The sequence below is a fragment of the Kitasatospora cinereorecta genome (genome assembly GCF_024172095.1).
Classification (GTDB): Bacteria; Actinomycetota; Actinomycetes; order Streptomycetales; family Streptomycetaceae; genus Kitasatospora; species Kitasatospora cinereorecta.
Window position 1 is genome coordinate 26,026 of the sequence record NZ_JAMZDX010000006.1, and the last position, 21,740, is coordinate 47,765.

23 protein-coding genes are annotated in these 21,740 nt (G+C 72.9%); 12 read left to right on the forward strand and 11 right to left on the reverse strand.

Features of this window, described 5'->3' with window-relative positions:
• The first annotated feature begins 201 nt into the window (after positions 1–201).
• Together phoU and FHR36_RS29375 are read left to right on the forward strand one after the other, a co-directional pair.
• Positions 202–885, forward strand: coding sequence for a phosphate signaling complex protein PhoU (phoU, locus tag FHR36_RS29370; protein WP_253802059.1), 684 nt, complete (start codon positions 202–204; stop codon positions 883–885).
• Positions 886–1,071: 186 nt separating this feature from the next.
• Positions 1,072–1,251 (forward strand): hypothetical protein, encoded by a 180-nt coding sequence (locus tag FHR36_RS29375; protein ID WP_253802061.1) that lies wholly within the window; start codon positions 1,072–1,074, stop codon positions 1,249–1,251.
• A 225-nt stretch (positions 1,252–1,476) separates the two neighbouring features.
• On the opposite strand, the gene FHR36_RS29380 is transcribed toward FHR36_RS29375, so the two are convergent.
• Together FHR36_RS29380 and FHR36_RS29385 are read right to left on the reverse strand one after the other, a co-directional pair.
• Positions 1,477–2,715, reverse strand: a complete 1,239-nt coding sequence (locus tag FHR36_RS29380) for an NsdA family TPR-like regulatory protein (RefSeq protein WP_253802063.1) — start codon at positions 2,713–2,715, stop codon at positions 1,477–1,479.
• A gap of 147 nt (positions 2,716–2,862) precedes the next feature.
• The gene (locus tag FHR36_RS29385) at positions 2,863–3,243 is read right to left on the reverse strand and encodes a GntR family transcriptional regulator (RefSeq protein WP_253802066.1); all 381 of its coding nucleotides are present in this window, start codon (positions 3,241–3,243) and stop codon (positions 2,863–2,865) included.
• 170 nt (positions 3,244–3,413) lie between these two features.
• Between FHR36_RS29385 and FHR36_RS29390 the strand changes: the two genes are divergently transcribed.
• The 5 genes from FHR36_RS29390 to FHR36_RS29410 all read left to right on the forward strand — a co-directional run bounded on the left by FHR36_RS29390 (position 3,414) and on the right by FHR36_RS29410 (position 8,998).
• Positions 3,414–4,319 (forward strand): hypothetical protein, encoded by a 906-nt coding sequence (locus tag FHR36_RS29390; RefSeq protein WP_253802068.1) that lies wholly within the window; start codon positions 3,414–3,416, stop codon positions 4,317–4,319.
• A complete protein-coding gene (locus FHR36_RS29395; RefSeq protein WP_253802070.1) occupies positions 4,316–4,579 on the forward strand; it encodes a helix-turn-helix domain-containing protein in 264 nt (87 codons plus the stop codon). The genes FHR36_RS29390 and FHR36_RS29395 overlap by 4 nt, the downstream gene beginning before the upstream one ends.
• 614 nt (positions 4,580–5,193) lie before the next feature.
• Entirely contained in the window at positions 5,194–6,519 is a 1,326-nt protein-coding gene (locus tag FHR36_RS40080; protein ID WP_253802072.1) for a DUF3987 domain-containing protein, read from the forward strand.
• Positions 6,520–7,505: 986 nt separating this feature from the next.
• Entirely contained in the window at positions 7,506–7,757 is a 252-nt protein-coding gene (locus FHR36_RS29405; protein ID WP_253802074.1) for a helix-turn-helix domain-containing protein, read from the forward strand.
• Between the two features lie 2 nt (positions 7,758–7,759).
• A complete protein-coding gene (locus tag FHR36_RS29410; protein WP_253802076.1) occupies positions 7,760–8,998 on the forward strand; it encodes a tyrosine-type recombinase/integrase in 1,239 nt (412 codons plus the stop codon).
• A gap of 81 nt (positions 8,999–9,079) precedes the next feature.
• Here the strand turns inward: FHR36_RS29410 and FHR36_RS29415 are convergent, their stop codons facing one another.
• Positions 9,080–9,838 (reverse strand): phosphoglyceromutase, encoded by a 759-nt coding sequence (locus tag FHR36_RS29415; protein ID WP_253802078.1) that lies wholly within the window; start codon positions 9,836–9,838, stop codon positions 9,080–9,082.
• Positions 9,839–9,983: 145 nt separating this feature from the next.
• Between FHR36_RS29415 and FHR36_RS29420 the strand changes: the two genes are divergently transcribed.
• Positions 9,984–11,276: an MDR family MFS transporter gene (locus FHR36_RS29420; RefSeq protein WP_253802080.1), complete on the forward strand. Its 1,293-nt coding sequence runs from the start codon at positions 9,984–9,986 to the stop codon at positions 11,274–11,276.
• A 30-nt stretch (positions 11,277–11,306) separates the two neighbouring features.
• Here the strand turns inward: FHR36_RS29420 and FHR36_RS29425 are convergent, their stop codons facing one another.
• The 3 genes from FHR36_RS29425 to mshA all read right to left on the reverse strand — a co-directional run bounded on the left by FHR36_RS29425 (position 11,307) and on the right by mshA (position 13,868).
• Entirely contained in the window at positions 11,307–11,777 is a 471-nt protein-coding gene (locus FHR36_RS29425) for an SLATT domain-containing protein (RefSeq protein WP_253802082.1), read from the reverse strand.
• 105 nt (positions 11,778–11,882) lie between these two features.
• Positions 11,883–12,443, reverse strand: a complete 561-nt coding sequence (locus FHR36_RS29430; protein ID WP_253802084.1) for a type III secretion system chaperone family protein — start codon at positions 12,441–12,443, stop codon at positions 11,883–11,885.
• A gap of 69 nt (positions 12,444–12,512) precedes the next feature.
• Entirely contained in the window at positions 12,513–13,868 is a 1,356-nt protein-coding gene (gene mshA, locus FHR36_RS29435) for a D-inositol-3-phosphate glycosyltransferase (protein ID WP_253802085.1), read from the reverse strand.
• A gap of 202 nt (positions 13,869–14,070) precedes the next feature.
• Here mshA and FHR36_RS29440 point away from each other — a divergent pair, with 202 nt between their 5' ends.
• Positions 14,071–14,898: a class I SAM-dependent methyltransferase gene (locus FHR36_RS29440; protein WP_253802086.1), complete on the forward strand. Its 828-nt coding sequence runs from the start codon at positions 14,071–14,073 to the stop codon at positions 14,896–14,898.
• A gap of 158 nt (positions 14,899–15,056) precedes the next feature.
• On the opposite strand, the gene FHR36_RS29445 is transcribed toward FHR36_RS29440, so the two are convergent.
• A complete protein-coding gene (locus FHR36_RS29445; RefSeq protein WP_253802087.1) occupies positions 15,057–15,602 on the reverse strand; it encodes an O-acetyl-ADP-ribose deacetylase in 546 nt (181 codons plus the stop codon).
• A 214-nt stretch (positions 15,603–15,816) separates the two neighbouring features.
• On the opposite strand from FHR36_RS29445, the gene FHR36_RS29450 reads away from it, so the two are divergent.
• On the forward strand, positions 15,817–17,556 hold the full coding sequence (locus FHR36_RS29450; protein WP_253802088.1) for a SpoIIE family protein phosphatase: 1,740 nt from the start codon (positions 15,817–15,819) through the stop codon (positions 17,554–17,556).
• An 85-nt stretch (positions 17,557–17,641) separates the two neighbouring features.
• Here FHR36_RS29450 and FHR36_RS29455 read toward each other — a convergent pair whose 3' ends face one another.
• The 3 genes from FHR36_RS29455 to FHR36_RS29465 form a co-directional block, all read right to left on the reverse strand.
• Positions 17,642–17,977, reverse strand: a complete 336-nt coding sequence (locus FHR36_RS29455; RefSeq protein WP_253803186.1) for a DUF2516 family protein — start codon at positions 17,975–17,977, stop codon at positions 17,642–17,644.
• Positions 17,978–18,112: 135 nt separating this feature from the next.
• Entirely contained in the window at positions 18,113–18,667 is a 555-nt protein-coding gene (locus FHR36_RS29460) for a hypothetical protein (RefSeq protein ID WP_253802089.1), read from the reverse strand.
• Between the two features lie 66 nt (positions 18,668–18,733).
• Positions 18,734–19,144 carry a helix-turn-helix domain-containing protein gene (locus FHR36_RS29465; RefSeq protein ID WP_253802090.1) on the reverse strand — a complete coding sequence of 137 codons (411 nt, stop codon included), beginning with the start codon at positions 19,142–19,144 and terminating at the stop codon, positions 18,734–18,736.
• A 191-nt stretch (positions 19,145–19,335) separates the two neighbouring features.
• On the opposite strand from FHR36_RS29465, the gene FHR36_RS29470 reads away from it, so the two are divergent.
• Together FHR36_RS29470 and FHR36_RS29475 are read left to right on the forward strand one after the other, a co-directional pair.
• A complete protein-coding gene (locus FHR36_RS29470; RefSeq protein WP_253803188.1) occupies positions 19,336–19,683 on the forward strand; it encodes a YciI family protein in 348 nt (115 codons plus the stop codon).
• Positions 19,671–20,966 carry an RNA polymerase sigma factor gene (locus FHR36_RS29475; protein ID WP_253803189.1) on the forward strand — a complete coding sequence of 432 codons (1,296 nt, stop codon included), beginning with the start codon at positions 19,671–19,673 and terminating at the stop codon, positions 20,964–20,966. Before FHR36_RS29470 ends, FHR36_RS29475 begins: the two co-directional genes overlap by 13 nt.
• Before the next feature lie 7 nt (positions 20,967–20,973).
• Here the strand turns inward: FHR36_RS29475 and FHR36_RS29480 are convergent, their stop codons facing one another.
• Entirely contained in the window at positions 20,974–21,702 is a 729-nt protein-coding gene (locus FHR36_RS29480; protein ID WP_253802091.1) for a DUF4386 domain-containing protein, read from the reverse strand.
• Positions 21,703–21,740: the final 38 nt, after the last annotated feature.

The following is a 21,740-nucleotide window of genomic DNA, read 5'->3' on the forward strand; positions in this document are numbered from 1 at the left end:
ACCTTCAGGCTGCTGTCGGTTCACCACGGGGGCCGTGCGTGGTCGCCCGAACGGATCAGTCTTGGCCGTGCAAGCCCGTGTGGGCGGTGACGCGGCTACCATTCGCGCCACCAGCAGCGGCCGTCCCCTGCCCGGCACGTCCGGTGGAGGGGCGAACCGGTCGGCACCGCCACCGACACAGGTCCTGGAAGGAATGAACGCATGCGCGACGCGTACCACGAGGAACTCGACTCGATCAGCGACGGCCTGATCGAGATGGCCCGGCTGGTCGGCTCGGCGATGGGCCGTGCCACCACCGCGCTGCTCGACGCCGACCTCGCGCTGGCCGAGGGCGTCATCGCGGCGGACAACAAGATCAACGACATGCACCACGAGCTGGAGAACCGGGCCATCGACCTGCTGGCCCGCCAGCAGCCGGTCGCCACCGACCTGCGCATCGTGGTCACCTCGCTGCGGATGAGCGCCGACCTGGAGCGCTGCGGCGACCTCGCCCGGCACGTCGCCAAGGTGGCGCGGATGCGGTACCCCGAGACCGCGGTGCCCAACGACCTGCACCCGATCGTCCTGGAGATGGGCCAGCTCGCCCAGCGCCTGGTGGCCAAGGCCGGCCTGGTCATCGCCACCAAGGACGTGGACAAGGCGCTGGAGATGGAGCGCGACGACGACGCCATCGACACGCTGCACCGCGAGCTCTTCTCGCACCTGCTGGACGACCGCTGGCAGCACGGCATCGAGACCGCGGTGGACGTCACCCTGGTCGGCCGCTACTACGAGCGCTTCGCGGACCACGCGGTGTCGGTGGCCAAGCGCGTGGTCTACCTGGTGACCGGCGAGCACGTGAACGACTTCGTGGCGGGCAGCGAGCCCGCCGCGGTCGCGGAGTAGCGGCGCAGGCCGGGGAACGGCGGGGACCGGCGGGACGTGCCGGTCGGGGCCGGTGGGGGCGCACGCGCTGGCGGGCGCCCCGCCCCCGCGCGGCCCCCGCGCGCCCGTTGACGCCCCGTCACGCCGCGGCTTCACTCGTGTCGTAGGCGCACCTTCGGTGTGCCAGAACGAGGAGGCTCCAGCGCCATGAAGGCAATCACCACGCCCAGCACCCCCTCCGCCCGCACCGACACCCCGCCCGCCGCGACCCGGCTCCCGATCCTCGCCGCGGGCTGCGGCTGCGGCCCCGGCTGCGGCTGCGGCTGCCAGTCGGGCGCGCCCTGCCAGTGCGGCGGCGCCACCGGCGACTGCTGCGGCGGCCACTGATCCGGCCCGCCCCCGGAACCACGACGGCCCCTCATCCGCGCTGTGTGCGCAGGTGAGGGGCCGTTTCGCCGAAGCGGTTACTTCTTGCCCTGGGTCTGAACTATCGATTTTCCGGCAGTGCTCACAGGGCTCTGACCAGGCATCGAGTCGTCGACGCCTGTCATCCTTGGCCACCATTGGCCGCCGCTGGACGGCCCACAGACGGCCCGAGATCGGCCCCCGGCCCTACACGCCACCAGGGCGGCTGAGCGCGTTCAGGTGCTCCAGGTACGCCTGCGTCGCAGGCTCGCCGGCATAGTCCCGGTTAACCACGGTCGCCAGCTCTCGACTCACCGCGAGCAGGGACGGAAGCGACTGCCGCTCGCCCCGGAGGGCCCACTCCCCATAGTTCACGGCTCCCTCCAAGTCGCCCTCGCGGGCGGCGACCACACCCAGGGTGAGCCGTGCCTCGGCAATGCGCATCGGGGACCGCTCGGTGCCGTCGTAGTCGGTGCCAGCCCGGATGACCTCCTCGGCTAGGGTCCGGGCGAGTCGGTTCTCACCGAGCATCCGGTAGCAGTCCATCGCGTAGAAGTCGTACTTCGCCGGATCCACCACGAAGTGGTTGTCCAGGTTCTCCGGGTAGGGCATGCCTTCAAGCAACCGGCGGCCTCGGTCGAGGGAGACCTCGGCCTGTCGCCGGTCACCAAGCCTGGCCCATGCCTTGGCCTCCTGCGCGGCGAGCTGGACGGCCACGCCCTGGTGGGCGGCGGTCTCCTCACCTGCCTTCGCGGCGGCGAGCACGCCGCGGTAATCGCCCGTTGTGATGGCGAACCAGGCCCGCATCTCGTGAGCCCATCCCTGGATGGCCGCGTGCTCGGCCTCAGCCCCGAGCGACAGCGCCGCCCTCCGCGTGGACTCGGCCGCTCGCCGGTCCCCCATGTCGTACTCGACGCAGCCCACCAGGAGCGCGAGCCAGCCCGCCAGCGTCAGTACCTCGCGGTGCTGAGCGAGGGTGAGTCGCTGCGACTGGAGCCCGACGACCCGCTTGAGCCACTGCCGCCCCTCTATTGCCAGTTGGCCGCTCGGCAGCAGGGCGTACTCCGAGCACAGCCGGTCCGTGGTGATGCGCAGCGCGTCCATCGTGGCGTTGTCCACGTCGGATGCCTGGAGGCGGCTGAGAATGTCGAGCGTCTCCATGCCGCTTGCTGCCGCGATCTCGGCGTTCCCGTCCCGCCGGCCAGCCACCGGGAACAGCGCGTGCGTGACGGTGCCGAACGTAGCCGCGATGAGCGGCTGATAGAAGTCGCTCGGCACGATCTCGCCCGACTCCCAGCGCTTCCACTGCCGGAGCATGCTCGCGTCCGCCGGAAGCTCCTTCGGCGAGTGGGCCCGCAGGGCCTTCACCGCGTCCGGCTGACTCCAACCCCGCGCATCACGCTCAGCCGTCATCCGCCGCGCCCATGCAGGCCTGTCCGTGCTCATGGTGCCCTCCCTATGGGGTGGTGCGTCATCTGAGTCTGGCACTGCAAAACGCCTGGACAGGAGGGGGTGACAGGCCAGTGACACCGGTGATGTCACCAGCGAGCCACCCCGTGTGTCACTGGTCGAACACGCGTAGCTACCCGATGGTTAGTCAGGAACGGACGACAGTCCCACCAGCTTCTCCAGCTCAGCCACCCGGGCCGATAGCTGGTCTACAACGGAGGTGAGATGTTCCACCTGGCCCTGAACGTCGGCTGCGGACGGCGCAGGTGCACCGGAGCCAAGCGCCGCCACGTTGGCGTCACTTCGCACGAACGTGCCGCGACCCGGGGTCGCCACGATCAGACCTTCCTCACGGAGAATCCGCAGGCCGCTGTGCACGGTCATCTCTGCGAGGCCGAATCGCTCGGCAAGCCTTTTCACCGATGGCAGCTTCGCCCCCGGCTGGTGCTCGCCGGACGCGATCTCCGCCCGAATGGTGTCGGCCACTTGCACGTACGGCGCGCGCTCGTCATGCACAAGAGTCATGCCGCCAGGGTATCCCCCAAACCGCTCTAACACACCTAGGTGAAGTGGCTTGACACCCTAGATCCATCTAGAGCACTCTAGGTGCAGCAAGGAAGCCCCAGCAGCTCGGGAGCGGCGCCCAATCCGCCAAGAAAGACCGCCGCTCCCTGCCCCTCGAAGGGAGTTCCATCATGCACGGAACGGTCATCTCGACACGAGTCGCCATCGCGCCGTCCTCGGCGTTCGAGGCCCCCGCCGGCGCGCTGTCGGTCGTGGACCGGCGTCGCCCCGGCCAGCGGTACCCGCGTGTCGCGGTACGGGGGCTGGAGCTGAACCGGCTCCAGGTCGCCACCGCCATGCTCGAACTGAGCGACCACATCGGCTACAAGCCGTCGGTGGCGCACTTGTCCTCGGTGCTGGACTGGGCGGTGGAGGCGTACGGCCTGGACGGCCTGAACAGCGCCGCCCGGGACATGCTCCACCTGTCGGTGGCGGAGGACCACAACCTGGACGTGGCGATGGCCTGGCTCCACGCCCACACCCTGGTGACCTCGTTCTGGTACACCAACGCCGAGTCCCGGCTGATGACTCGCTGGGAGCGCGCGGTGGCGCTGCACCTGGCCGGTGAGGACCTGCTGCCGCGCCGCCTGCTGGCCGACTACTACGCCGCCAAGACTCCGGCCGCCGAGCTGTCGGCGCTGGTCGCTCACGGCGCCTCGCTGGTACCGGTCGCCGAGCTGGAGGATCTGGCGGAGGAGCTGGAGCGCGAGCAGAACCCGTTCATCGACCGCCCGGCCACCGGGGAGGAGCGGGCCCGGCGGGCAGCGTTGAAGGGCGCTCTGCCGGACTACAACCGGCGCCGGTTCTGCCACCACGTCGCCGACATCCACCACCGGATGTTCGAGCTGTCCACGCCGTTGGTGGTCCACTCCGACAGCGGTGAGCGGTTCCTCGGCGCGACCGTGCCGGACTGCCCGGAGATGCACATCCGGCAGGCCGCCGTCTACGCCGCCGGTCGCGCCCACCGCGAGGCCCGGCAGAAGCACGCCACCCTCGCCAGCGAGGCCCAGATCGGGCAGGGAGGGATGCGGGTATGAGCGCTCCCCAGCTTCTGTCACCCGCGCAGCTTCTGTCGAAGCTGGCCGGGTACGGCTCGGACGAACCGTTGAGGGTCAAGGACGTGGCCAAGGCGCTCGGTGTCTCGAACGAGACCGCCTACCGCGAGGTGGCGTCCGGCCGACTGCCGTCCTACCGGGTCGGCACCGGGCGCGGCACGATCCGCATCCCGCGCGACGGCTTCCGGGCCTACCTCAAGGCGCAGGGCATCCCGGTCGCGCTGGCCGCTCTCACCGGCTGACCGACCCTGCTCACGCCGCCCGGTCGGACGCTCACGGCGCACTCACGCGGTCGGGTCGGGCACTCACGGGTGCTCACCGATGCTCACGGGGCGCTCACCGTCCGCAGGCCGTCGCTCATCCGACCCGATCGGCCGGGGCGGGGGCGGAGAAAGCCGCTTACTCCGCCCCCGCCCCGCACCCGGCCGCACCCGCCCCGCGCACCGACTGACCCACCCGCTGGCCGATCCGCAGACGGGACGGTGGCGGCGCGTGGTCGACCGACCGCCCGGCCGACTCCCCTCACGGCAAAGGGCGCTTCTCCGACTTCGCACGGCCCCGTGGACGGTCGCCCTCTGAGCTGCCCCGATCGGCCGTTCCCCGGTGGCGGTAAAGGCCCGGAAGCGTTCCCGGAACGTTCCCGACCAGCCCCGGGCGAAGCCTGCACGGAGAAGCGCAGTTCACCACCCCGACCACCCGGCCGCCGCACCCGACCAACAAGGCCCGCCATGCGCGACCCACCACCCGACCCACGACCCGTCAGGTACCCGACCGACCCGCCCCGGGACCGCCGCAAGGAGAAAGCCGACTCCTCCTTGCAGGGGCCCGACCGATCTGCCGACTGGAGACCCGATCCGTGACCGCAGAACTCGACGTGATTACCCCGACCGAGACCCGACCAACCCGGGCGGCGAACCCGCTCTACGACCCCACCGACGGGCTTGAGCGCCCCGTGCGGCCCGGCCCCGTGCCGGACCCCGAGGTGTTCTGCGGATGGGTCGGGGAGACCGTCCGCGCCCTCGACCCGACCACCGAGGCCGACCCCGTGGGCGTGCTGGTGAACCTGCTGTCGGCCGGCGGGGCAGTCATCGGGCCCGGCCCGTTCCTGTGGATCGGCAACGACCGCCACCCCGCACTCATCTGGGCCCTGACCGTCGGCGCCACCGCCGCCGGACGCAAGGGCGCGGCCAGCAACACCGTGCGCCGCCTGCTCAAGGCCGCCGTGCCGGACTTCGTGTCGGAGAACACCCCGTCCGGGCTGTCGTCCGGCGAGGGCCTGATCGAGGCCGTGCGCGACGGCGACACCGACCCGAAGACCGGCAAGACCAGCGAGGGCGTCACCGACAAGCGCCTGTGGGTGGTGGAGTCGGAGTACGGCATCACCATGGCCCGCGCCCGCCGTGAAGGCTCCAGTCTCGGCGGCGTGCTGCGGCAGGCATGGAACGGCGAAGACCTCGGCGTGATGAACCGCGCCGCCATGCACGCCACGGCCCCGCACATCGCCCTGATCGGCCACATCTCCCCCCGGGAGCTGCGCGCCAAGATGCAGGACAGCGAGCTGGCCGGAGGCACCTACAACCGGTTCCTGCCGGTCTTCGTGCACCGCAACCTGCTGCTGCCCGACGCCGCCGGAGCCTCCGAAGAACTGGTGGGCAACCTCGCCGGAGCGTGGCGCACGGTCTTCACCGAGGCCCGCCGCATCGGCGAGGTCAAGCTCAGCGCGGAAGCCGCCGAACTGTGGCGGAGCGAGGTCTACCCGGCGCTGTCCGGCGGCGAGGACGACGACGGCCCGCTTGCCGAGTTCACCGCCCGCGCCGCCCCCTACGCCAAGCGCACCGCCATGGTCTACGCCCTGCTCGACCACAAGGACACCATCGCCGAGGACCACCTGCGCGCCGCATGGGCCCTCATCCGCTACGCCCGCGCGTCCGCCGCGCACATCCTCGGCCCGGCCGCCACCGGCACCGGAGACCCGAACCTGGACAAGCTCGCCGCCGCCGTGCGCAACGCCGGAGCGGGCGGCCTCACCCAGTCCCAGGTGCAGGTCATGTTCAAGCGCCAGAACGCCACCCAGCGCTCCGAACTGACCGCCCGACTGTGCCGCATGCCCGGCTACGCCGCCGTCCAACTCCCCGGCGACGGCCGCCCCCAGACCGTCTACCTCTACGCCCCGGCCGACTGACCGGCGGTCCGGAAAGCCCGGAAAGGTCGCAAAGCCACCTGACCAGGCAAAACGCGCGGCGGAAAGTGTTCCGCGATGGTCCGGAAAGCCCCCGGCCCCACCCTTCGCGGACCCCTTTCCAGACCATCCCGGACCACTTTCCGCCACCCAAAACCCCAGGTCACAGGGCTTTACGACCTTTCCGACCTTTCCGGACCACCCCAGAACGGAGACCACCCCATGACCAGCACCCCGAACCCGCCCCGCCCACCCGGCGAACCGGACACCAGCACCCGACCGGCGACCACGCCCCGGGCCCGCTCCCCACCACCGAGCAGCCGCTAACGCTAGCGGCACCCCCTGCTATCGATAGCACCCCCGATAGCACCCAATAGGGCCGCTGACCAGGCCGTTAGCAGATAGCACCCTTCCCCCGCGAAACCCCGGAAACGGCCCCAACCCCGGATTTTCGACGCCCAGCAAAGCCGCTAGCCCGGCCGGCCGCGCTGGCGCCGGCACCCCCCGACGGCACGGCGCTCCGCCCGAAGAACAAGAAGAGCACCAGGGGCAGCGGGGTGCTCCTCTTGCTCTTCACGCGCCGCCAGCCGGGCCCTGACACCCCGCCAGCCGTCAGCGTGGCCCATTACCGACAGCTACCAGTACTGGGTACTGGGGGGCACCCCACTACCCAGTAGAGGCCCCTCCAGGGGCCCGAAACGGCCTCTCCTACTGGGGAATCCCCAGTACCCAGTACCCAGTACGACCACCATCCGTGACGCCCAACGCCTAGCGGGGCCCTCGCTAGACCTAGCGAGGTCGCTAGCGAGCAAAACCCGCCCTGACCAGCCAACTAGCGATCTCAGGCCAGCACCACGCACCACCCCAAAACCGCTCTCAGTGCCCGTCGCACACCACGCCGGTCGCTAGAGCTAGACCCCGGAGCGGCACCCAATCCGCCAAGAAAGACGGCCGCTCCCCGTCCCTCGAAGTGAGGAGAGCCCCACCCCATGACCAGCCGCCAGCGGCCCAGCACCGCCCGACTGATCGAGCCGGGCCAGCCCCCGGCTGCGCTCGCCCTGCCGCAGCGCTACCTCAGCCCGGAAGACGTCGCCGCGCTCTTCGGCGTCCCCCTGGAGACCGTCTACCAGTGGCGACGCAAGCGCACCGGCCCGCCCGGCTTCCGCGTCGGCCGGCACCTGCGCTTCGACCCCAACGCCGTCGCCCAGTGGGTAGCAGACCAGACCGGAGAGGCGGCCTGACCATGGCAGGACACATCCAGGACCGCTGGTACAAGACCGAGGCCAGCGCCGACGGCAAGCCGCGCAGGGTGAAGACCGACCGCCACGGCGTCGGCATGCGCTACCGGGCCCGGTACATCGCGCCGGACGGAAGCGAGCGCAGCAAGTCCTTCCCGGACCGCCAGAAACGGTTGGCGGAGGAGTGGCTGGCCAGGATCGAGGCGGACATGTCGCGAGGCCAGTACCTCGACCCGGCGGCGGCGAAGACCACGTTCCAGGAGTACGCGGAGAAGTGGCTGGAGAGCCAGACCAGCGACCCCAACACGCAGGCGTCCATGCAGTCGCAGCTGCGGCGGCACGCCTTCCCGAAGATCGGGCCCCGTCCGCTCGGGTCGTTCCAGCCTGGCCACATTCGGGAGTTCGTCGGCCAGCTGGAGACCTCGGGTCTCTCCGGCTCGTACGCCCGGGTCATCTTCTCCAATGTGCGGGCCGTGCTGAGCGCGGCCGTGGACGACGGCTTCCTGCCCCGGAACCCGTGCGCCGCGCAGACCGTGCGCCCGCCGGTGGTCGGCTCCAGGCGGGTCGTGCCGTGGGAACCCGATCGGGTCTTTGCAGTCCGGGAAGCCATGACCGAGCGGTACCGGACGACGGTCGACGTGGGCGCTGGCTGCGGGCTGCGGCAGGGCGAGATCCTGGGCCTGGCCGTGGACGCGCTCGACTTCGACGCCAGCACGATGCATGTCACGCAGCAGCTCAAGCTCAGCCGGAGCAAGCCCGTGTTCGCGCCGCCGAAGGGCGGGACGCTGCGGAGCGTGCCACTCCCTCGACCGGTGGCCGACGCGCTCCAGGCCCACATGGAGCGGTTCCCGCCGGTGGAGATCACGCTGCCGTGGATGAAGCTCGGCGGACCGCCCATCACCAAGCGCCTGCTCTTCACCAGCACGTCCGACTCGATCGTCTGGCGCGGCATGCTCAACGAGGACCACTGGAAGCCCGCGCTGGCTGCCGCTGGAGTCATCCCGCCCCGGGCCAAGGGTGAGTCCTACGCATCCGCCCGGGAGCACGGGATGCACGCGCTCCGGCACTTCTTCGCCTCGGTCCTGCTGGACGCCGGAGAGAGCATCAAGGCGGTCAGCGAGTACCTGGGCCATGCCGACCCGGGGCTGACGCTGCGGGTCTACGCCCACCTGATGCCGGACAGCAGGCACCGGGCCCGGAAGGCGATGGAAGAGGTCTTCAAGGCTCAAGATCACAAGGGCTGACGGCCCACAGACGGCCCCGGAACCACGACGGCCCCTCATCCGCGCTGTGTGCGCAGGTGAGGGGCCGTTTCGCCGAAGCGGTTACTTCTTGCCCTGGTTCTTGACCGCCTCGATGGCGGCGGCGGCGGCCTCCGGGTCGAGGTAGCGGCCACCCGGGTTGACCGGCTTGAAGTCGGCGTCGAGCTCGTAGACGAGCGGGATGCCGGTCGGGATGTTGAGGCCCGCGATGTCGGCGTCGGAGATGCCGTCGAGGTGCTTCACCAGGGCGCGGAGGCTGTTGCCGTGCGCGGTGACCAGGACGGTGTTGCCGGCGGCCAGGTCCGGGACGATCGCGTCGTACCAGTACGGCAGCATGCGCTCGACGACGTCCTTGAGGCACTCGGTGCGCGGCCGCATCTCGGACGGGATCTCGCCGTAGCGCGGGTCGCCGGCCTGCGAGTACTCGTTGTCGTCGGCCAGGACCGGCGGCGGGGTGTCGTACGAGCGGCGCCAGAGCTGGAACTGCTCCTCGCCGAACTCGGCCAGGGTCTGGGCCTTGTCCTTGCCCTGGAGCGCACCGTAGTGGCGCTCGTTCAGGCGCCAGCTGCGGCGGACCGGGATCCAGTGGCGGTCGGCCTTGTCCAGGGCGATCTGCGAGGTGCGGATCGCGCGGCGCAGCAGGGAGGTGTGCACCACATCGGGCAGCAGGCCCTCGGAGAGGAGCAGTTCGCCGCCGCGGGCGGCTTCCTTCTCGCCCTTCTCGTTGAGGTCGACGTCGACCCAGCCGGTGAAGAGGTTCTTCTGGTTCCACTGGCTCTCGCCGTGGCGGAGCAGGATGAGTCGGTAGGTCGTGTCAGCCATGGCGCCCAGCTTAATGGCACCGAAAATGCGCTGGCCGGGCGGAGGGCGGCTGGGTAATGTGTGCGCGTCGCCACCACCACTTACAGTCCTGCTGAGCGGTCCTGCCCACCGCGCTCAGCGGGCGGTTACTGTCCAGGAGCCGCGCATGCCTGCGTCCGTCCGCCTCCGAACCGCCCTCACGGAGACCGTCGGCGGGCTGCCCCGCGCGTTCTGGTGGCTGTGGGCGAGCACCCTGGTCAACCGGCTCGGCGGCTTCGTCGTCACCTTCCTCTCCCTCTACCTGACCGCCGAGCGCGGCTACTCGCCCGCGTACGCGGGTCTGGTCGCGGCGCTCTTCGGTCTGGGCGCGGCGATCTCCGCGGTGGGCGCGGGCGTGCTCACCGACCGGCTCGGACGCCGGCCCACCCTGCTGGCGGCCCAGCTGGCGACGGCGGTCTGCACCGCGGTGCTGGGCTTCACCGACGGGCCGGTGGCCATCGCGGTGGTGGCGTTCCTGACCGGTCTGGCGAACAACGCCTCCCGGCCCGCCATCTCGGCGATCATCGCGGACCTGGTGCCGGCCGCCGACCGGGTGCGCGCCTTCTCGCTCAACTACTGGGCGATCAACCTGGGCTTCGGTGTCTCCGCCGCGGCGGCCGGACTGATCGCCACCCACGGCTACCTCACGCTCTTCCTGCTGGACGCGCTCTCCACCGTGCTCTGCGCGGTGCTGGTGTTCGTCAAGATCCCGGAGACCCGGCCGGAGCGGACCGCCGCCACCGGGTCCGAGCCGCGGGTCGGGCTGGGCACGGTCTTCCGGGACGGCCCGTTCATGGCCGTGGTCGGCGTCAACCTGCTGCTCGCCCTGGTCTTCCAGCAGGGGTCCACCACGCTCGCCGTCGACATGGGCCGGCACGGAATCTCGACCACCATGTTCGGCCTGGTGGCGAGCCTCAACGGGCTGATGATCGTCCTGCTGCAGATCCCGCTCACCCGGCTGACCGAGGGCCGCAGCCGCAGTGCGCTGCTGGTCGCGAGCGCGCTGCTGATCGGGTGGGGCTTCGGCCTGACCGCGGTGGCCGGCAGCTCGGCCGCGCTCTACGCGGTCACCGTCGCGGTCTGGACGGTCGGCGAGATCATCAACGCGCCGACCATGATGGGCCTGGTCGCGGAGCTCTCCCCGGCCCAGGCGCGCGGCCGCTACCAGGGCGTCTACTCGCTCTCCTGGTCGCTGGCGTCCTTCTTCGGCCCGGCCGCCGGCGGCCTGCTGCTCCAGTACGCGGGCAGTGCGGTGACCTGGGGCTCCTGCGCGGTCGCCGGTACGCTCGCCGCCGCGGTCTTCCCGCTGATCGGCCGCCGCCGCGCCGCTGCCGGCTCCCCCACCGACAGCCCGGCCGACGCCCCGGCCGATTCCACAGCCGTCGCCCGCCCGGCGGACGCGGCGGCGGTCACCCCGTAGCGCGACGCGTGGCTCAGCGGGTCCGGTCCGTCAGACGTCGCTCTGGCGGACCCGGATCCAGGCATCGTGGTCGAGCTGGACGATCTCCTCGAACTCGGCGTACAGCCCGTCGACCTCGGCCGGATCCGGTGCCACCCCGCCGAGCCGGGCACGGTGGTAGGCGATGGTCCGCTGAAGGACGGTCAGCCGGTGGACGGTGTCGGAGCGCTGGATCCAGAGCGTGCGGTGGGAGAAGAACGCGCCCCAGGCCGCCAGCACGGTGACCAGGGCGCCGAGCGCCAGCGCGACGTCGGCCAGCCAGGAGGCGACCGGCCCGTCGGCCCTGAGGCCGAGCAGCACGGTGATCATCGCCGAGAGCGTGACCGTGGCCATCTGCAGGCCGAACGCCCGCCGCCGGTCCCAGTCGCGGCGGCGCTTGCGGTCGGCCAACTCGTCGGCGACCACCTGTTCCACGTGGTCCAACTGGCGTTCCCCGGTCGCCTGTCCCGCCGCCTCGTCCATCTCCGCCCTCCCCTGGCTCCGCGCCATCCAAGCAGAGCCGGGGCGGGGGCGCGACGGTTTCGGAGCGCTCGGCCGGTCCCCGATCGGTCCCGGGACAGTCCCGGGTCAGTCCCCGGTCGGGACGGTGTCGGGGGCGGTGTCGGGGGCGGTGTCGGGGGCGGCGGGCTCGGCCGGGGCGGCGAGGTGGGCGAAGGCCTCCAGGTTGCGGGTGGACTCGCCGCGCTTGGTGCGCCACTCCCACTCCCGCCGGATCGCGGTGGCGAAGCCCAGCTCCAGCAGGGTGTTGAACGGCTCGTCGGCGTTCTGCAGCACGGTGCCGAGCAGCCGGTCGACCGACTCCGCGGTGAGCGCCTCCAGCGGCAGGCGGCCGGCCAGGTAGACGTCGCCGAGCCGGTCGACGGCGTACGCGACGCCGTACAGCCGGGTGTTGCGCTCCAGCAGCCAGCGGTAGACGCCCTCGTGGTTCTCGTCCGGGCGGCGGATGACGAACGCGTTCACGGAGAGGGTGTGGTCGCCGATCCGCAGCGCACAGGTGGTCGACAGCTTCCGGGTGCCGGGGAGCGTGGCGACCAGCGTGTACGGGTCGGTGACGGCCGGCTCCCAGGCCACGCCGGCCTCGTCGAGTGCGGCGCGCAGGTGGGCGAGTGCAGCGTCCTTGTCAGCCATGGCGTACACGCTACGCGCGAGTAGCCCCCGGCGGGCAGCGGGCACCCCGGGTGGGGTGCCCGCTGCGCGTCAGGCCAGGCGGCGCCGGGCGCCGCCGCGGGCGGCGAGCGCACCGGCGTACACGTCGGCGGTGGTGGCGGCGGAGGCGGACCAGCCGAACGCCGCGGCGTGCCGGGCGGCGGCCGCGCCGTACCGGGCGACCAGGGCCGGGTCGGTGACGTACGCCTCCAGCGCGTGCGCCCAGGCGTCCGGGTCGTGGCCGTCCACCAGGGTGCCGGTCACGCCGCCCTGGACCGCGACCGGCAGGCCGCCGACCGCGGCGGCCACCACCGGGGTGCCGCAGGCCTGGGCCTCCAGCGCGACCAGGCCGAAGGACTCGCTGTGCGAGGGCATGACCAGCGCCGTCGCCGCGCGGTACCACTCGGCGAGCCGGGCCTGGCCGACCGGCGGGTGGAAGCGCACCACGTCGGCGATGCCGAGCTGGGCGGCCAGCTTGTGCAGGCTCTCGGGGCGGGCCAGACCGCTGCCGGACGGACCGCCGACCACCGGGACGACCAGCCGCTCGCGCAGCTCGGGGCGCCGCTCCAGCAGCCGGGCGACGGCCTTGAGCAGCACGTCCGGCGCCTTCAGGGGCTGTATCCGGCCGGCGAAGAGCAGCACCGCGGCGTCCTGCGGGAGGCCGAGCCGGGCCCGGGCGGCCGCCCGGTCGCCGGGCCGGAAGACCTCCAGGTTGACGCCCGGGTGGACGACGGCCAGCTGCTCGGGCCTGGCCCCGTAGTGGAAGGCGAGCTCGGCGGCCTCCTCCGCGGTGTTGGCGATCAGCCGGTCGGCCGCCTCGACCACCTGGGTCTCGCCGATCACGCGGGCGGCGGGCTCGGGGGTGTCGCCCTCGGCCAGGGCGGCGTTCTTCACCTTGGCCATGGTGTGCATGGTGTGCACCAGCGGGACGCCCCAGCGCTCGGCCGCCAGCCAGCCGACGTGGCCGGACAGCCAGTAGTGCGAGTGGACCAGGTCGTAGTGGCCGGGCCGGTGGCCGGCCTCGGTGCGCAGCACCGCGTGGGTGAAGGCGCACAGCTGGGCCGGCAGGTCCTCCTTGAGCAGCCCCTCGAACGGGCCGGCGGTGACGTGCCGGACCAGCACGCCGGGGGCCAGCTCCACGGTCGGCGCGTCGTCCGAGCTGATCGCCCGGGTGAACACCTCGACCTCGATGTCGAGCGCGGCCAGCCGCTTGGCCAGCTCCACGATGTACACGTTCATGCCGCCGGCGTCGCCCGTGCCGGGCTGGTGCAGCGGCGAGGTGTGCACGCTGAGCATCGCGATCCGGCGCGGGCGGCGCCGGCCGCCGACGAGGGCGTGCAGGCGGCCACGGGTGGGGGGCACGGCGAGCCGGTCACGGCGGGCCGTCCGGACGAGGTGCTGGGTCACCTGGTTGTAGCCTCTCTTGCTCCCGGTCGGTGCGGCGCGGTGCCGGTGCCCGGGTGGTGCCGGTGGTGCCGGTCGTGCCGCCGCCCGCGGCGTGGGGGCTGCGGGCGGACAAACGTCAAGTGTGCCAACCGAGACCTCCCGACCGCGTATTCCCGTCTCAGCCCCTGAGACCGGGAGGGCCGGATTGCGTACCCTTTCCGGCATGGCCGCCCCCGACACCCCGCCGAGCCGCGCCCGCGCCCGCGCCACCCGCCCGGTCGGGACGATCACCCGCGGCACCACCAACACCAACCGGCTCCGCCGGATGGACCGCTGGATCGCCCACACGCTGGCCCGGCCGCTGCGCGCCGCCGAGCGGCCCCCGGTCGCGGTCGACCTGGGCTACGGCGCGGCGCCGTGGACCGCGGTGGAGCTGTCGGCGCGGCTGCGCACGGTCCGGCCGGACGTCCGGGTGGTCGGCATCGAGATCGACCCGGCCCGGGTGGCCGCCGCCCTGCCGTACGCCGAGGAGCCGGTGCTGACCTTCCGGCGCGGCGGGTTCGAGGTACCGCTGGACGGCGCCCGGGCCCAGCTGATCCGGGCCGCGAACGTGCTGCGCCAGTACGACGAGGAGCAGGTCGCCGAGGTGTGGGAGCGGCTGTGCGCGCGGCTGGCGCCGGACGGACTGCTGGTGGAGGGCACCTGCGACGAGATCGGGCGGCGGCACGTCTGGGTGGCGCTCGGGCCCGAGGGTCCGCGCACGGTGACCTTCGCGGCCCGGCTGGGCAGCCTGGGCCGCCCGTCCGACCTGGCCGAACGGCTGCCGAAGGCGCTGATCCACCACAACGTGCCGGGGCGGCCGGTGCACCGCTTCCTGGCCGACTTCGACCGGGCCTGGGCGGCGGCGGCGCCGTTCGCGGCGTTCGGCGCCCGGCAGCGCTGGGCGGCCGCCTGCGCGGCGCTGGCCGCGGACTGGCCGCTGGTGGACGCCCGGGGCCGGCGGCGGCAGGGCGAGGTCACGGTGGCCTGGTCGGCGCTGGCCCCGCGCTGACGCCTCCGCCGGGCCGGTCCCTGCACTCGTTCCGACTTCGCGTGCGGTTGGCACGTTTCACTCGAACGAGTTATCGAATACCTCTGGCGTGTTGACGCCCCGTCACGCCACCATGGGAACGGTCGCACGAGCCGTCGCACGCATCACGTGAACGTCCGTCAGCTCCGCTGCTGCCGCTGCACCTCGCGCCAGACCTGTTCGAACGTCCCGTACGCCTCCGCTCCGAAGAGCACGAACCGCACCTCGTCCAGCCCGGCCACCACCTGAGAGCCGGTCACGGTCGTGAGGGCGATGCGCGCCGCGTCCTCCAACGGCCAACCGAAGATCCCGGCCGAGATCGCCGGGAACGCCACCGTCCGAGCACCCAGTTCCGCTGCCACCCGCAGCGACTCCCGATAGCAGGAGGCCAGCAGACCGGCCCGCTCCGCATAGTCGCCCGCCGAGTAGACCGGCCCCACGGTGTGCACCACCCACCGGGCCGGCAGCCTGCCCGCCCTGGTGGCCACGGCCCGGCCGGTGGGCAGCCCCTTGCCGTAGTGCGAGGCGCGCAGCTTCCGGCAGTCCTCGAGGATCTCCGGACCGCCGCGCCGGTGGATCGCACCGTCCACCCCTCCGCCGCCGAGCAGGCTCGAATTCGCGGCGTTCACCACCACGTCCACCTGCTGATCCGTGATGTCACCCTGCACCAGCGTGATCTGCGTCACCGCTCCGACCTCCTGTCAGCACCGACCCGTGCGTTGCCAAACGTCACCAAACAACCGACCAAGAGCGTGGCAATAACCACAGAGGCGGCGCTCGGTCCGAGAAATCCCCGGAGATCACGTTATGGTCGCGAGAAGCTCCCCGACCAGCAGCGCCAGGCGGGCACTGCACGCCGACACCAGCCGTTGGCCTGTCGGGGAAAGGAAGGACCGACCAATGCCCGCAACGGGAGAGGGACGGGCAGCGGCCGCAGGTACCGCCGTGGCCGGCGCCGGCACCGCCGGAAATGCCGCCACCGCCGTGCACGGCGCCAAGCGCGCTGCCGGCACGCACCCCCGTTCCGACGCGACCGCCGGCTCGAACAGTGGCACCGCCCCGGGCCACGACATCAGCGCCGTGGACGCTCCGAGCGCTCCGGTGGCTCCGGGCACCGCGAGCGCCGCCGGCCCGATCGCCGCCGACCCCGGCGCCGGTGGCCCCGGCGCCCCCGCATCGAACAACCGCACGTCGAGGACCGGCCGGACGGGCGGCCCGACCAGCTGCGCCGGCTCCGGCCCCGAGGCCCCCATGCCCATACCGCACCCGCGCTCCACCCTGAGCACCCGCACCCCGGCTCCCCCGCACCCCGGCCCGTCGGGCGCGCCCGTTCCGACCACCGCGACCGGCCTGACCGGTCCGGCGGGCGGGGTCGGCGCGCCCGACCGCCTGCTGGTGATCGAGGCCGGCGACGGCGCCGCCGAGCGGTACGAGGCGATGCTGGCCGAGAGCGGCACCCGGGTGGAGCTGCACCGGGCGGCCGGTGTCCGCCACGCCGTCTCCCTGCTGCCGCCCGCCCCCGGCACCGGCCGCCGCGGTCCGCACCACCTGGACGTGAACTGCGTCCTGCTGGAGCTCGGCACCCCCGCCGACCTGCCGTCCGGCTCCGACGGCCTGGACGGGCTGCGCGAGCTGCTGCGGCGCGCCCCGCACACCGCGGTCGTAGTGCTCACCGACGCCGCCGGGGCCGAGCTGGGCGCCGCGGCCGTCGCGGCGGGCGCCCAGGACTTCCTGATCCGCCAGGAGACCGACGGCCCGCTGCTGGCCCGCGCGCTGCGGTACGCGGTCGAGCGCAAGCGCGCCGACGAGTCGCAGCGCCGTCTGGTCGAGGCCGAGCTGCGCGGCCAGGAGAACGCCCGCCTCCAGCGCCACCTGCTGCCCACCCCGCTGCTCGACGGCGCCGGGCTGGCCTTCACCCGGCGCTACCGCCCCGGCCGCCGCCGGGCGCTGCTCGGCGGCGACTTCTACGACGCGGTCCGGACCAAGGACGGCACGGTCCACGTGGTGATCGGCGACGTCTGCGGCCACGGCCCGGACGAGGCCGCGCTCGGGGTCGCGCTGCGGATAGCGTGGCGGACGCTGGTCTTCGCCGGCCTCAGCGGCCCGGAGCTGCTCACCACCCTCCAGCACGTGCTGGAGCACGAGCGGCGCAGCGACGAGATCTTCGCCACGCTGTGCATGCTGGTGCTGGCCCCGCCCGCTCCGGAGGGCACGCCGCACGGCGGGCACGTCGACCGGGCCGAGCTGTACCTGGCCGGCCACCCCGCCCCGCTGCTGCTCGGTCCCGAGGGTCGGCCCCAGCTGCTGCCCGCCGAGCAGGCCGGTCCGGCGCTCGGGCTGATCCCGTGCGACGCCAGCCACGGCGCCTGGCCCGCCCTCCGCCTGGAGCTGCGGCCCGGCTGGCGGCTGATGCTGTACACCGACGGGCTGGTCGAGGGCCGGGTCGGGGCCGGCTCCCGGCGGCTGGGTCAGGACGGTCTGATCGACCTGATCGCCGACCACCAGGCCGGCGGCCTGACCCGGGGCCGGCTGGTGGACAGCGCCATCGCCGAGGTCGAGGAGTTGAACGGCGGCGCGCTGGCCGACGACGTCGCGGTGCTGCTGCTGGAGCGCAACCCGGTTCCGCTGATCATGGGCTGACCGGAGACCGAGCACGACAGGTCGAGGGCGGCACCCCCGTGCGGGGTGCCGCCCTCGGCCGTTCGATCGGATCGGTGACGTCGCGTCACCAGGGCCCGTACGGGCCGATGTTCCGGTTGTTGTCGCCGCGCCCGCGGCCGTCGGTCAGCTGCTTGATCGCCGGGCGGACGTCGACCACGTAGACGATCGCGGCGACCAGTCCGATCAGCGTGATGAACCCGGTGATCGGGTTTGCCCCGAACAGCAGGTCCAGGCCGAGCGCCAGGCCGAGGATGATCAGCCAGAACTGCTTGGTCTTCTTGTCCGCCGCCCGGTACGCGTCCTCGCGGCGCGTCGCGGCGTCCACGAAGGCGAACGCCTTGAAACCGATGATCGCGGTGGCGATCCACCAGAACGGATTCAGGACGTCGAAGTACAGGATCTGCACTGCGTTCTCCTCACTGCGGCTTCCGGACCTCACCATCCATCGTGGCACGGCGCGCCGCGCATGCCCGGGTGAACGTGCCGGACGGTCGTCCGGTGCCCGCCGCTCCGGGGCGGCCGTGCCGGGGGATGGTCACTCCTTGGGGGCGGTGCTCTTCCGTGCGCGGCCGGCCTTCTTCGCCGGGGCGGGCGCGTCCTCGGCGACCGGCTCCTGGGCGACCGACTCGTCCGCCGCGTCCTCGCCCGTGAGGTCCACGACCACCTCGGCCACCTCGACCTCGGCGACCGGGGTCTCGTCGGCCCGGCCCTTGTCCGCGGCGGTGTCCACCACGGTCCGGCCGCGGACGGCCAGCTCGTCGTAGACCTCCTTGGCCTTGACCGCGAACTCCAGCGCGCGGCCGACCTGCTGCATGGCGAGCTCCTGCGCCTTCGCCTGCAGCACCTTCACGTCGGTGGGCAGCGCGCCGACCGACTCGGTCACCTTCGCCTGCGCCGCCACCAGTCGGCTGCCCGCCTCCTGCAGCGCGGCGGCGGCCCGCTCCTGGGTGCCCCGGCGGTCGGCGGTCAGCGCCTCCACCCGGCCCGGCACCTCGCGCAGCTTCTCGTACGCCAGGTCGCTTGCGCCGGCCAGCGCGTACAGCGGGGTCGGGTCGCTCAGGGTCTTCTTGATGTCGTCGGCGATCGCCATGTCCAGGTCCTCCCGGTCGGGGTCGACGGGCCGGCAGCGCGGGTCCGTCGGGTGTGGGTGCGTGGGTCAGCCGTGGGCGGCGTCCGGCGCCGGGGGCGCGTCGTCCGCCCGGCCGTCGCGGCTCTCCGGGTTCTCCCGGTTCTCCTTGAGAAAGGCCTCGTACACCGCGAGCAGCGCCTGCTTCTGCCGCTCGCCGATCAGCGGGTCCGCCAGGATGGCGGCCCGCAACCCGGGCCCCTCCTCCTGCCGCTCTTCGAGGATCCCGGCCTGCACGTACAGCGTCTCGGCGGAGATCCGCAGCGCCTTGGCGATCTGCTGGAGGATCTCCGCGCTCGGCTTGCGCAGCCCGCGCTCGATCTGGCTCAGGTACGGGTTGGAGACGCCGGCCGCGTCCGCGAGCTGGCGCAACGAGTACTGCGCGTTGCGGCGCTGCTCGCGGATGTACTCGCCCAGTGAGCCGACGTTCAGTGAGGCCATGTCCCCAGCCTGCCCCACCGTGCTTGCAATTGCAAGCAGGGTGCTAACAGCTGCAATCACCGTGTCGGGCCGCGACCGCTACAACGGACGCGCACCCGGCGGACGGGCGGCGGAGGATGGAAAGGCGCCGGTGTCCATCGGCGACCTTCCCGTTCGTCGTACTTGTGTCCGACCGAACCGAGGAGGATGCGATGCGCTATCTGCTGATCATCTGCACGGACGAGAACACCACCGGCGCGCTCGGCCCCGAGGAGGGCGCGGCCATGCTGGCCGACTACACCGCGTTCGGCGAGGAGATGGGACGCCGGGGCGTGCTGCTCGGCGGCGAGCGGCTGCGCCCGACCTCCGACGCCACCACCGTCCGGGTCCGCCAGGACGAGGTGCTGGTGGCCGACGGCCCGTTCGCCGAGACCAAGGAGCAGGTCGGCGGCTACTACCTGGTCGACTGCAAGGACCTGGACGAGGCGATCGAGGTCGCGTCCCGGATTCCCGGGGCACGGCACGGGACGATCGAGGTGAGGCCGATCTGGGAGCGCTAGACGAACGCGCCGAGGACGCCGTCGCGGCGGTCTTCCGCGCCGAGTGGGGCCGGATCGTCGCCACCCTGATCCGGGTGACCGGCGACTGGGACCTCGCGGAGGAGTGCGCCCAGGACGCCTTCGCGCGGGCACTCGACCGGTGGCCGCGCGACGGCGTCCCCGACCGGCCCGGGGCCTGGCTGACCACCACCGCCCGCCATCGCGCCATGGACCGGCTGCGCCGCGCCCGGACGGAGGCCGAAAAGCTCCGGGAGATCGCGGCGACCTCGTACGGCGACTACGGCGATTACGGCGACCCGCCGGACCGGTATGGGCCGCCCGACGAGAGCGGCATCGAGGACGACCGGCTGCGGCTGATCTTCACCTGCTGCCACCCCGCGCTGCCGCTGGACGCCCGGGTCGCGCTCACCCTGCGCACCCTCGCCGGGCTCACCACCGCCGAGATCGCCCGCGCCTTCCTGGTCGGCGACCAGGCGATGGCCAAGCGGCTGGTCCGCGCCAAGGCGAAGATCCGCGAGGCGCACATCCCGTACCGGGTGCCGCCGGCGCCGCTGCTGCCCGAACGGACGGCGGGCGTGCTGGCGGTCCTCTACCTGCTGTTCAACGAGGGCTACAGCGCCAGCGAGGGCGCCGACCTGATCCGCACCGGCCTGTGCGCGGAGGCGATCCGGCTGGCCCGGCTGCTGGTCGAACTGATGCCGGACGAACCGGAGGCCCGCGGCCTGCTCGCCCTGATGCTGTTCCACGACGCCCGCCGGGAGGGCCGGGTGGACGCCGACGGGGCCCTCGTCCCGCTGGAGGAGCAGGACCGCCGCCGGTGGAACGCCGCCACCGTCGCGGAGGGCCTGGCCGTCCTCTGGCCGCCCGGACCGCCCGACCGGCCCGGCTTCTACCGGCTCCAGGCCGCCATCGCGGCCTGCCACGCCACCGCCCCGACCGCCGCCGACACCGACTGGCCCCGGATCGCCCGGCTGTACGGGCGGCTGCGCGAGCTGACCCCGTCCCCCGTGGTCGAACTCAACCTCGCGGTGGCCCGGGCGATGGCCGAGGGACCGGCCGTCGGACTGGAGCTGATCGCGGAGCTGGAGTCCTCCGGCGCGCTGGCCGGCTACCACCTGCTCCCCGCCGCCCGCGCCGACCTGCTGCGGCGGCTCGGCCGGGACGGCGAGGCGGCCGCTGGCTACCGCGCGGCGCTCGCCCTGGCCGCCTCCGAGCCCGAACGGGCCTACCTGCGGCGCCGCCTGCGCGAGACGGACGAGACGGACGAGACGGGCGGCGCCTGAGGGGAGGTCAGCCCGCGGGCACCGCCGCCGCCGCGTCCGCGTCGTCCGGGGCGGGCGCGACGCCTGGGTCGGCCGGGGTGCTGAAGCCGCGGACGATCAGCCGGAAGGCCAGCGCCAGCTCCCAGGCGAACACCGGCACCGCGCTGAGCGCTCCCCAGACGGAGAGCTGCCCGTAGCAGCCGAACAGCACGGCGACCGCCGAGGCGAAGACCAGCGGACCGCCCACCATGCCCAGCACCGCGATGAAGCGCGGCACCAGGCGCGAGCGGTAGAGGATCCAGGCGAGCACGAAGGTGTTGGCGCCGAGGACGAAGTCGGGGCCGAGCAGGAAGGTCCAGTCGTGGACGGCGACCAGGGCCCGGCCGACCGTACGGAGCGCGCCGTCGTCGGCCCCGGCGGGCGGCTGCCGGCGCAGCGTGGTCACCGCCAGCAGGCTGACCACGCCGACGGTGATGACGGCCGCTTCCAGGGTGCGCAGGCCGAGGTAGCCCGCGGCGGAGGCCCGGCCGTGGCGCGAGACCACCGGGAAGAGCGTGCACGCGGTGCCGATGATGGCGATGGCGAGGAGCACTTCGAGGAGCGCCCCCAGCAGGATCGGGGTGTCCGGTCCGGCGCCGGTGATCCAGCCGGGGTCGGTCAGGACCGGCCCGTAGAGGGCGAGGGCGGCGATCGAGGTGACATGGGTGACGAGGTAGCAGACGCCCGCCGCGACGGCGAGCCTTCTCGGTGTGGCCATCGGGACCGGGACTCCTTGGGTCGTCACAGGGGCACGCC

What these genes read in the sequence shown, in the direction of transcription:
- FHR36_RS29430 (WP_253802084.1), bottom strand. Translation starts at nt 12,443, where the DNA reads ATGGCTGACAAGGACGCTGCACTCGCCCACCTGCGCGCCGCACTCGAC.
- FHR36_RS29440 (WP_253802086.1), top strand. Translation starts at nt 14,071, where the DNA reads ATGGCCGCCCCCGACACCCCGCCGAGCCGCGCCCGCGCCCGCGCCACC.
- FHR36_RS29375 (WP_253802061.1), top strand. Translation starts at nt 1,072, where the DNA reads ATGAAGGCAATCACCACGCCCAGCACCCCCTCCGCCCGCACCGACACC.
- FHR36_RS29460 (WP_253802089.1), bottom strand. Translation starts at nt 18,667, where the DNA reads ATGGCGATCGCCGACGACATCAAGAAGACCCTGAGCGACCCGACCCCG.
- FHR36_RS29470 (WP_253803188.1), top strand. Translation starts at nt 19,336, where the DNA reads ATGCGCTATCTGCTGATCATCTGCACGGACGAGAACACCACCGGCGCG.
- FHR36_RS29425 (WP_253802082.1), bottom strand. Translation starts at nt 11,777, where the DNA reads ATGGACGAGGCGGCGGGACAGGCGACCGGGGAACGCCAGTTGGACCAC.
- FHR36_RS29385 (WP_253802066.1), bottom strand. Translation starts at nt 3,243, where the DNA reads ATGACTCTTGTGCATGACGAGCGCGCGCCGTACGTGCAAGTGGCCGAC.
- FHR36_RS29395 (WP_253802070.1), top strand. Translation starts at nt 4,316, where the DNA reads ATGAGCGCTCCCCAGCTTCTGTCACCCGCGCAGCTTCTGTCGAAGCTG.
- FHR36_RS29410 (WP_253802076.1), top strand. Translation starts at nt 7,760, where the DNA reads ATGGCAGGACACATCCAGGACCGCTGGTACAAGACCGAGGCCAGCGCC.
- FHR36_RS29415 (WP_253802078.1), bottom strand. Translation starts at nt 9,838, where the DNA reads ATGGCTGACACGACCTACCGACTCATCCTGCTCCGCCACGGCGAGAGC.
- FHR36_RS29405 (WP_253802074.1), top strand. Translation starts at nt 7,506, where the DNA reads ATGACCAGCCGCCAGCGGCCCAGCACCGCCCGACTGATCGAGCCGGGC.
- FHR36_RS29380 (WP_253802063.1), bottom strand. Translation starts at nt 2,715, where the DNA reads ATGAGCACGGACAGGCCTGCATGGGCGCGGCGGATGACGGCTGAGCGT.
- phoU (WP_253802059.1), top strand. Translation starts at nt 202, where the DNA reads ATGCGCGACGCGTACCACGAGGAACTCGACTCGATCAGCGACGGCCTG.
- FHR36_RS29420 (WP_253802080.1), top strand. Translation starts at nt 9,984, where the DNA reads ATGCCTGCGTCCGTCCGCCTCCGAACCGCCCTCACGGAGACCGTCGGC.
- FHR36_RS29450 (WP_253802088.1), top strand. Translation starts at nt 15,817, where the DNA reads ATGCCCGCAACGGGAGAGGGACGGGCAGCGGCCGCAGGTACCGCCGTG.
- FHR36_RS29390 (WP_253802068.1), top strand. Translation starts at nt 3,414, where the DNA reads ATGCACGGAACGGTCATCTCGACACGAGTCGCCATCGCGCCGTCCTCG.
- FHR36_RS29465 (WP_253802090.1), bottom strand. Translation starts at nt 19,144, where the DNA reads ATGGCCTCACTGAACGTCGGCTCACTGGGCGAGTACATCCGCGAGCAG.
- FHR36_RS29480 (WP_253802091.1), bottom strand. Translation starts at nt 21,702, where the DNA reads ATGGCCACACCGAGAAGGCTCGCCGTCGCGGCGGGCGTCTGCTACCTC.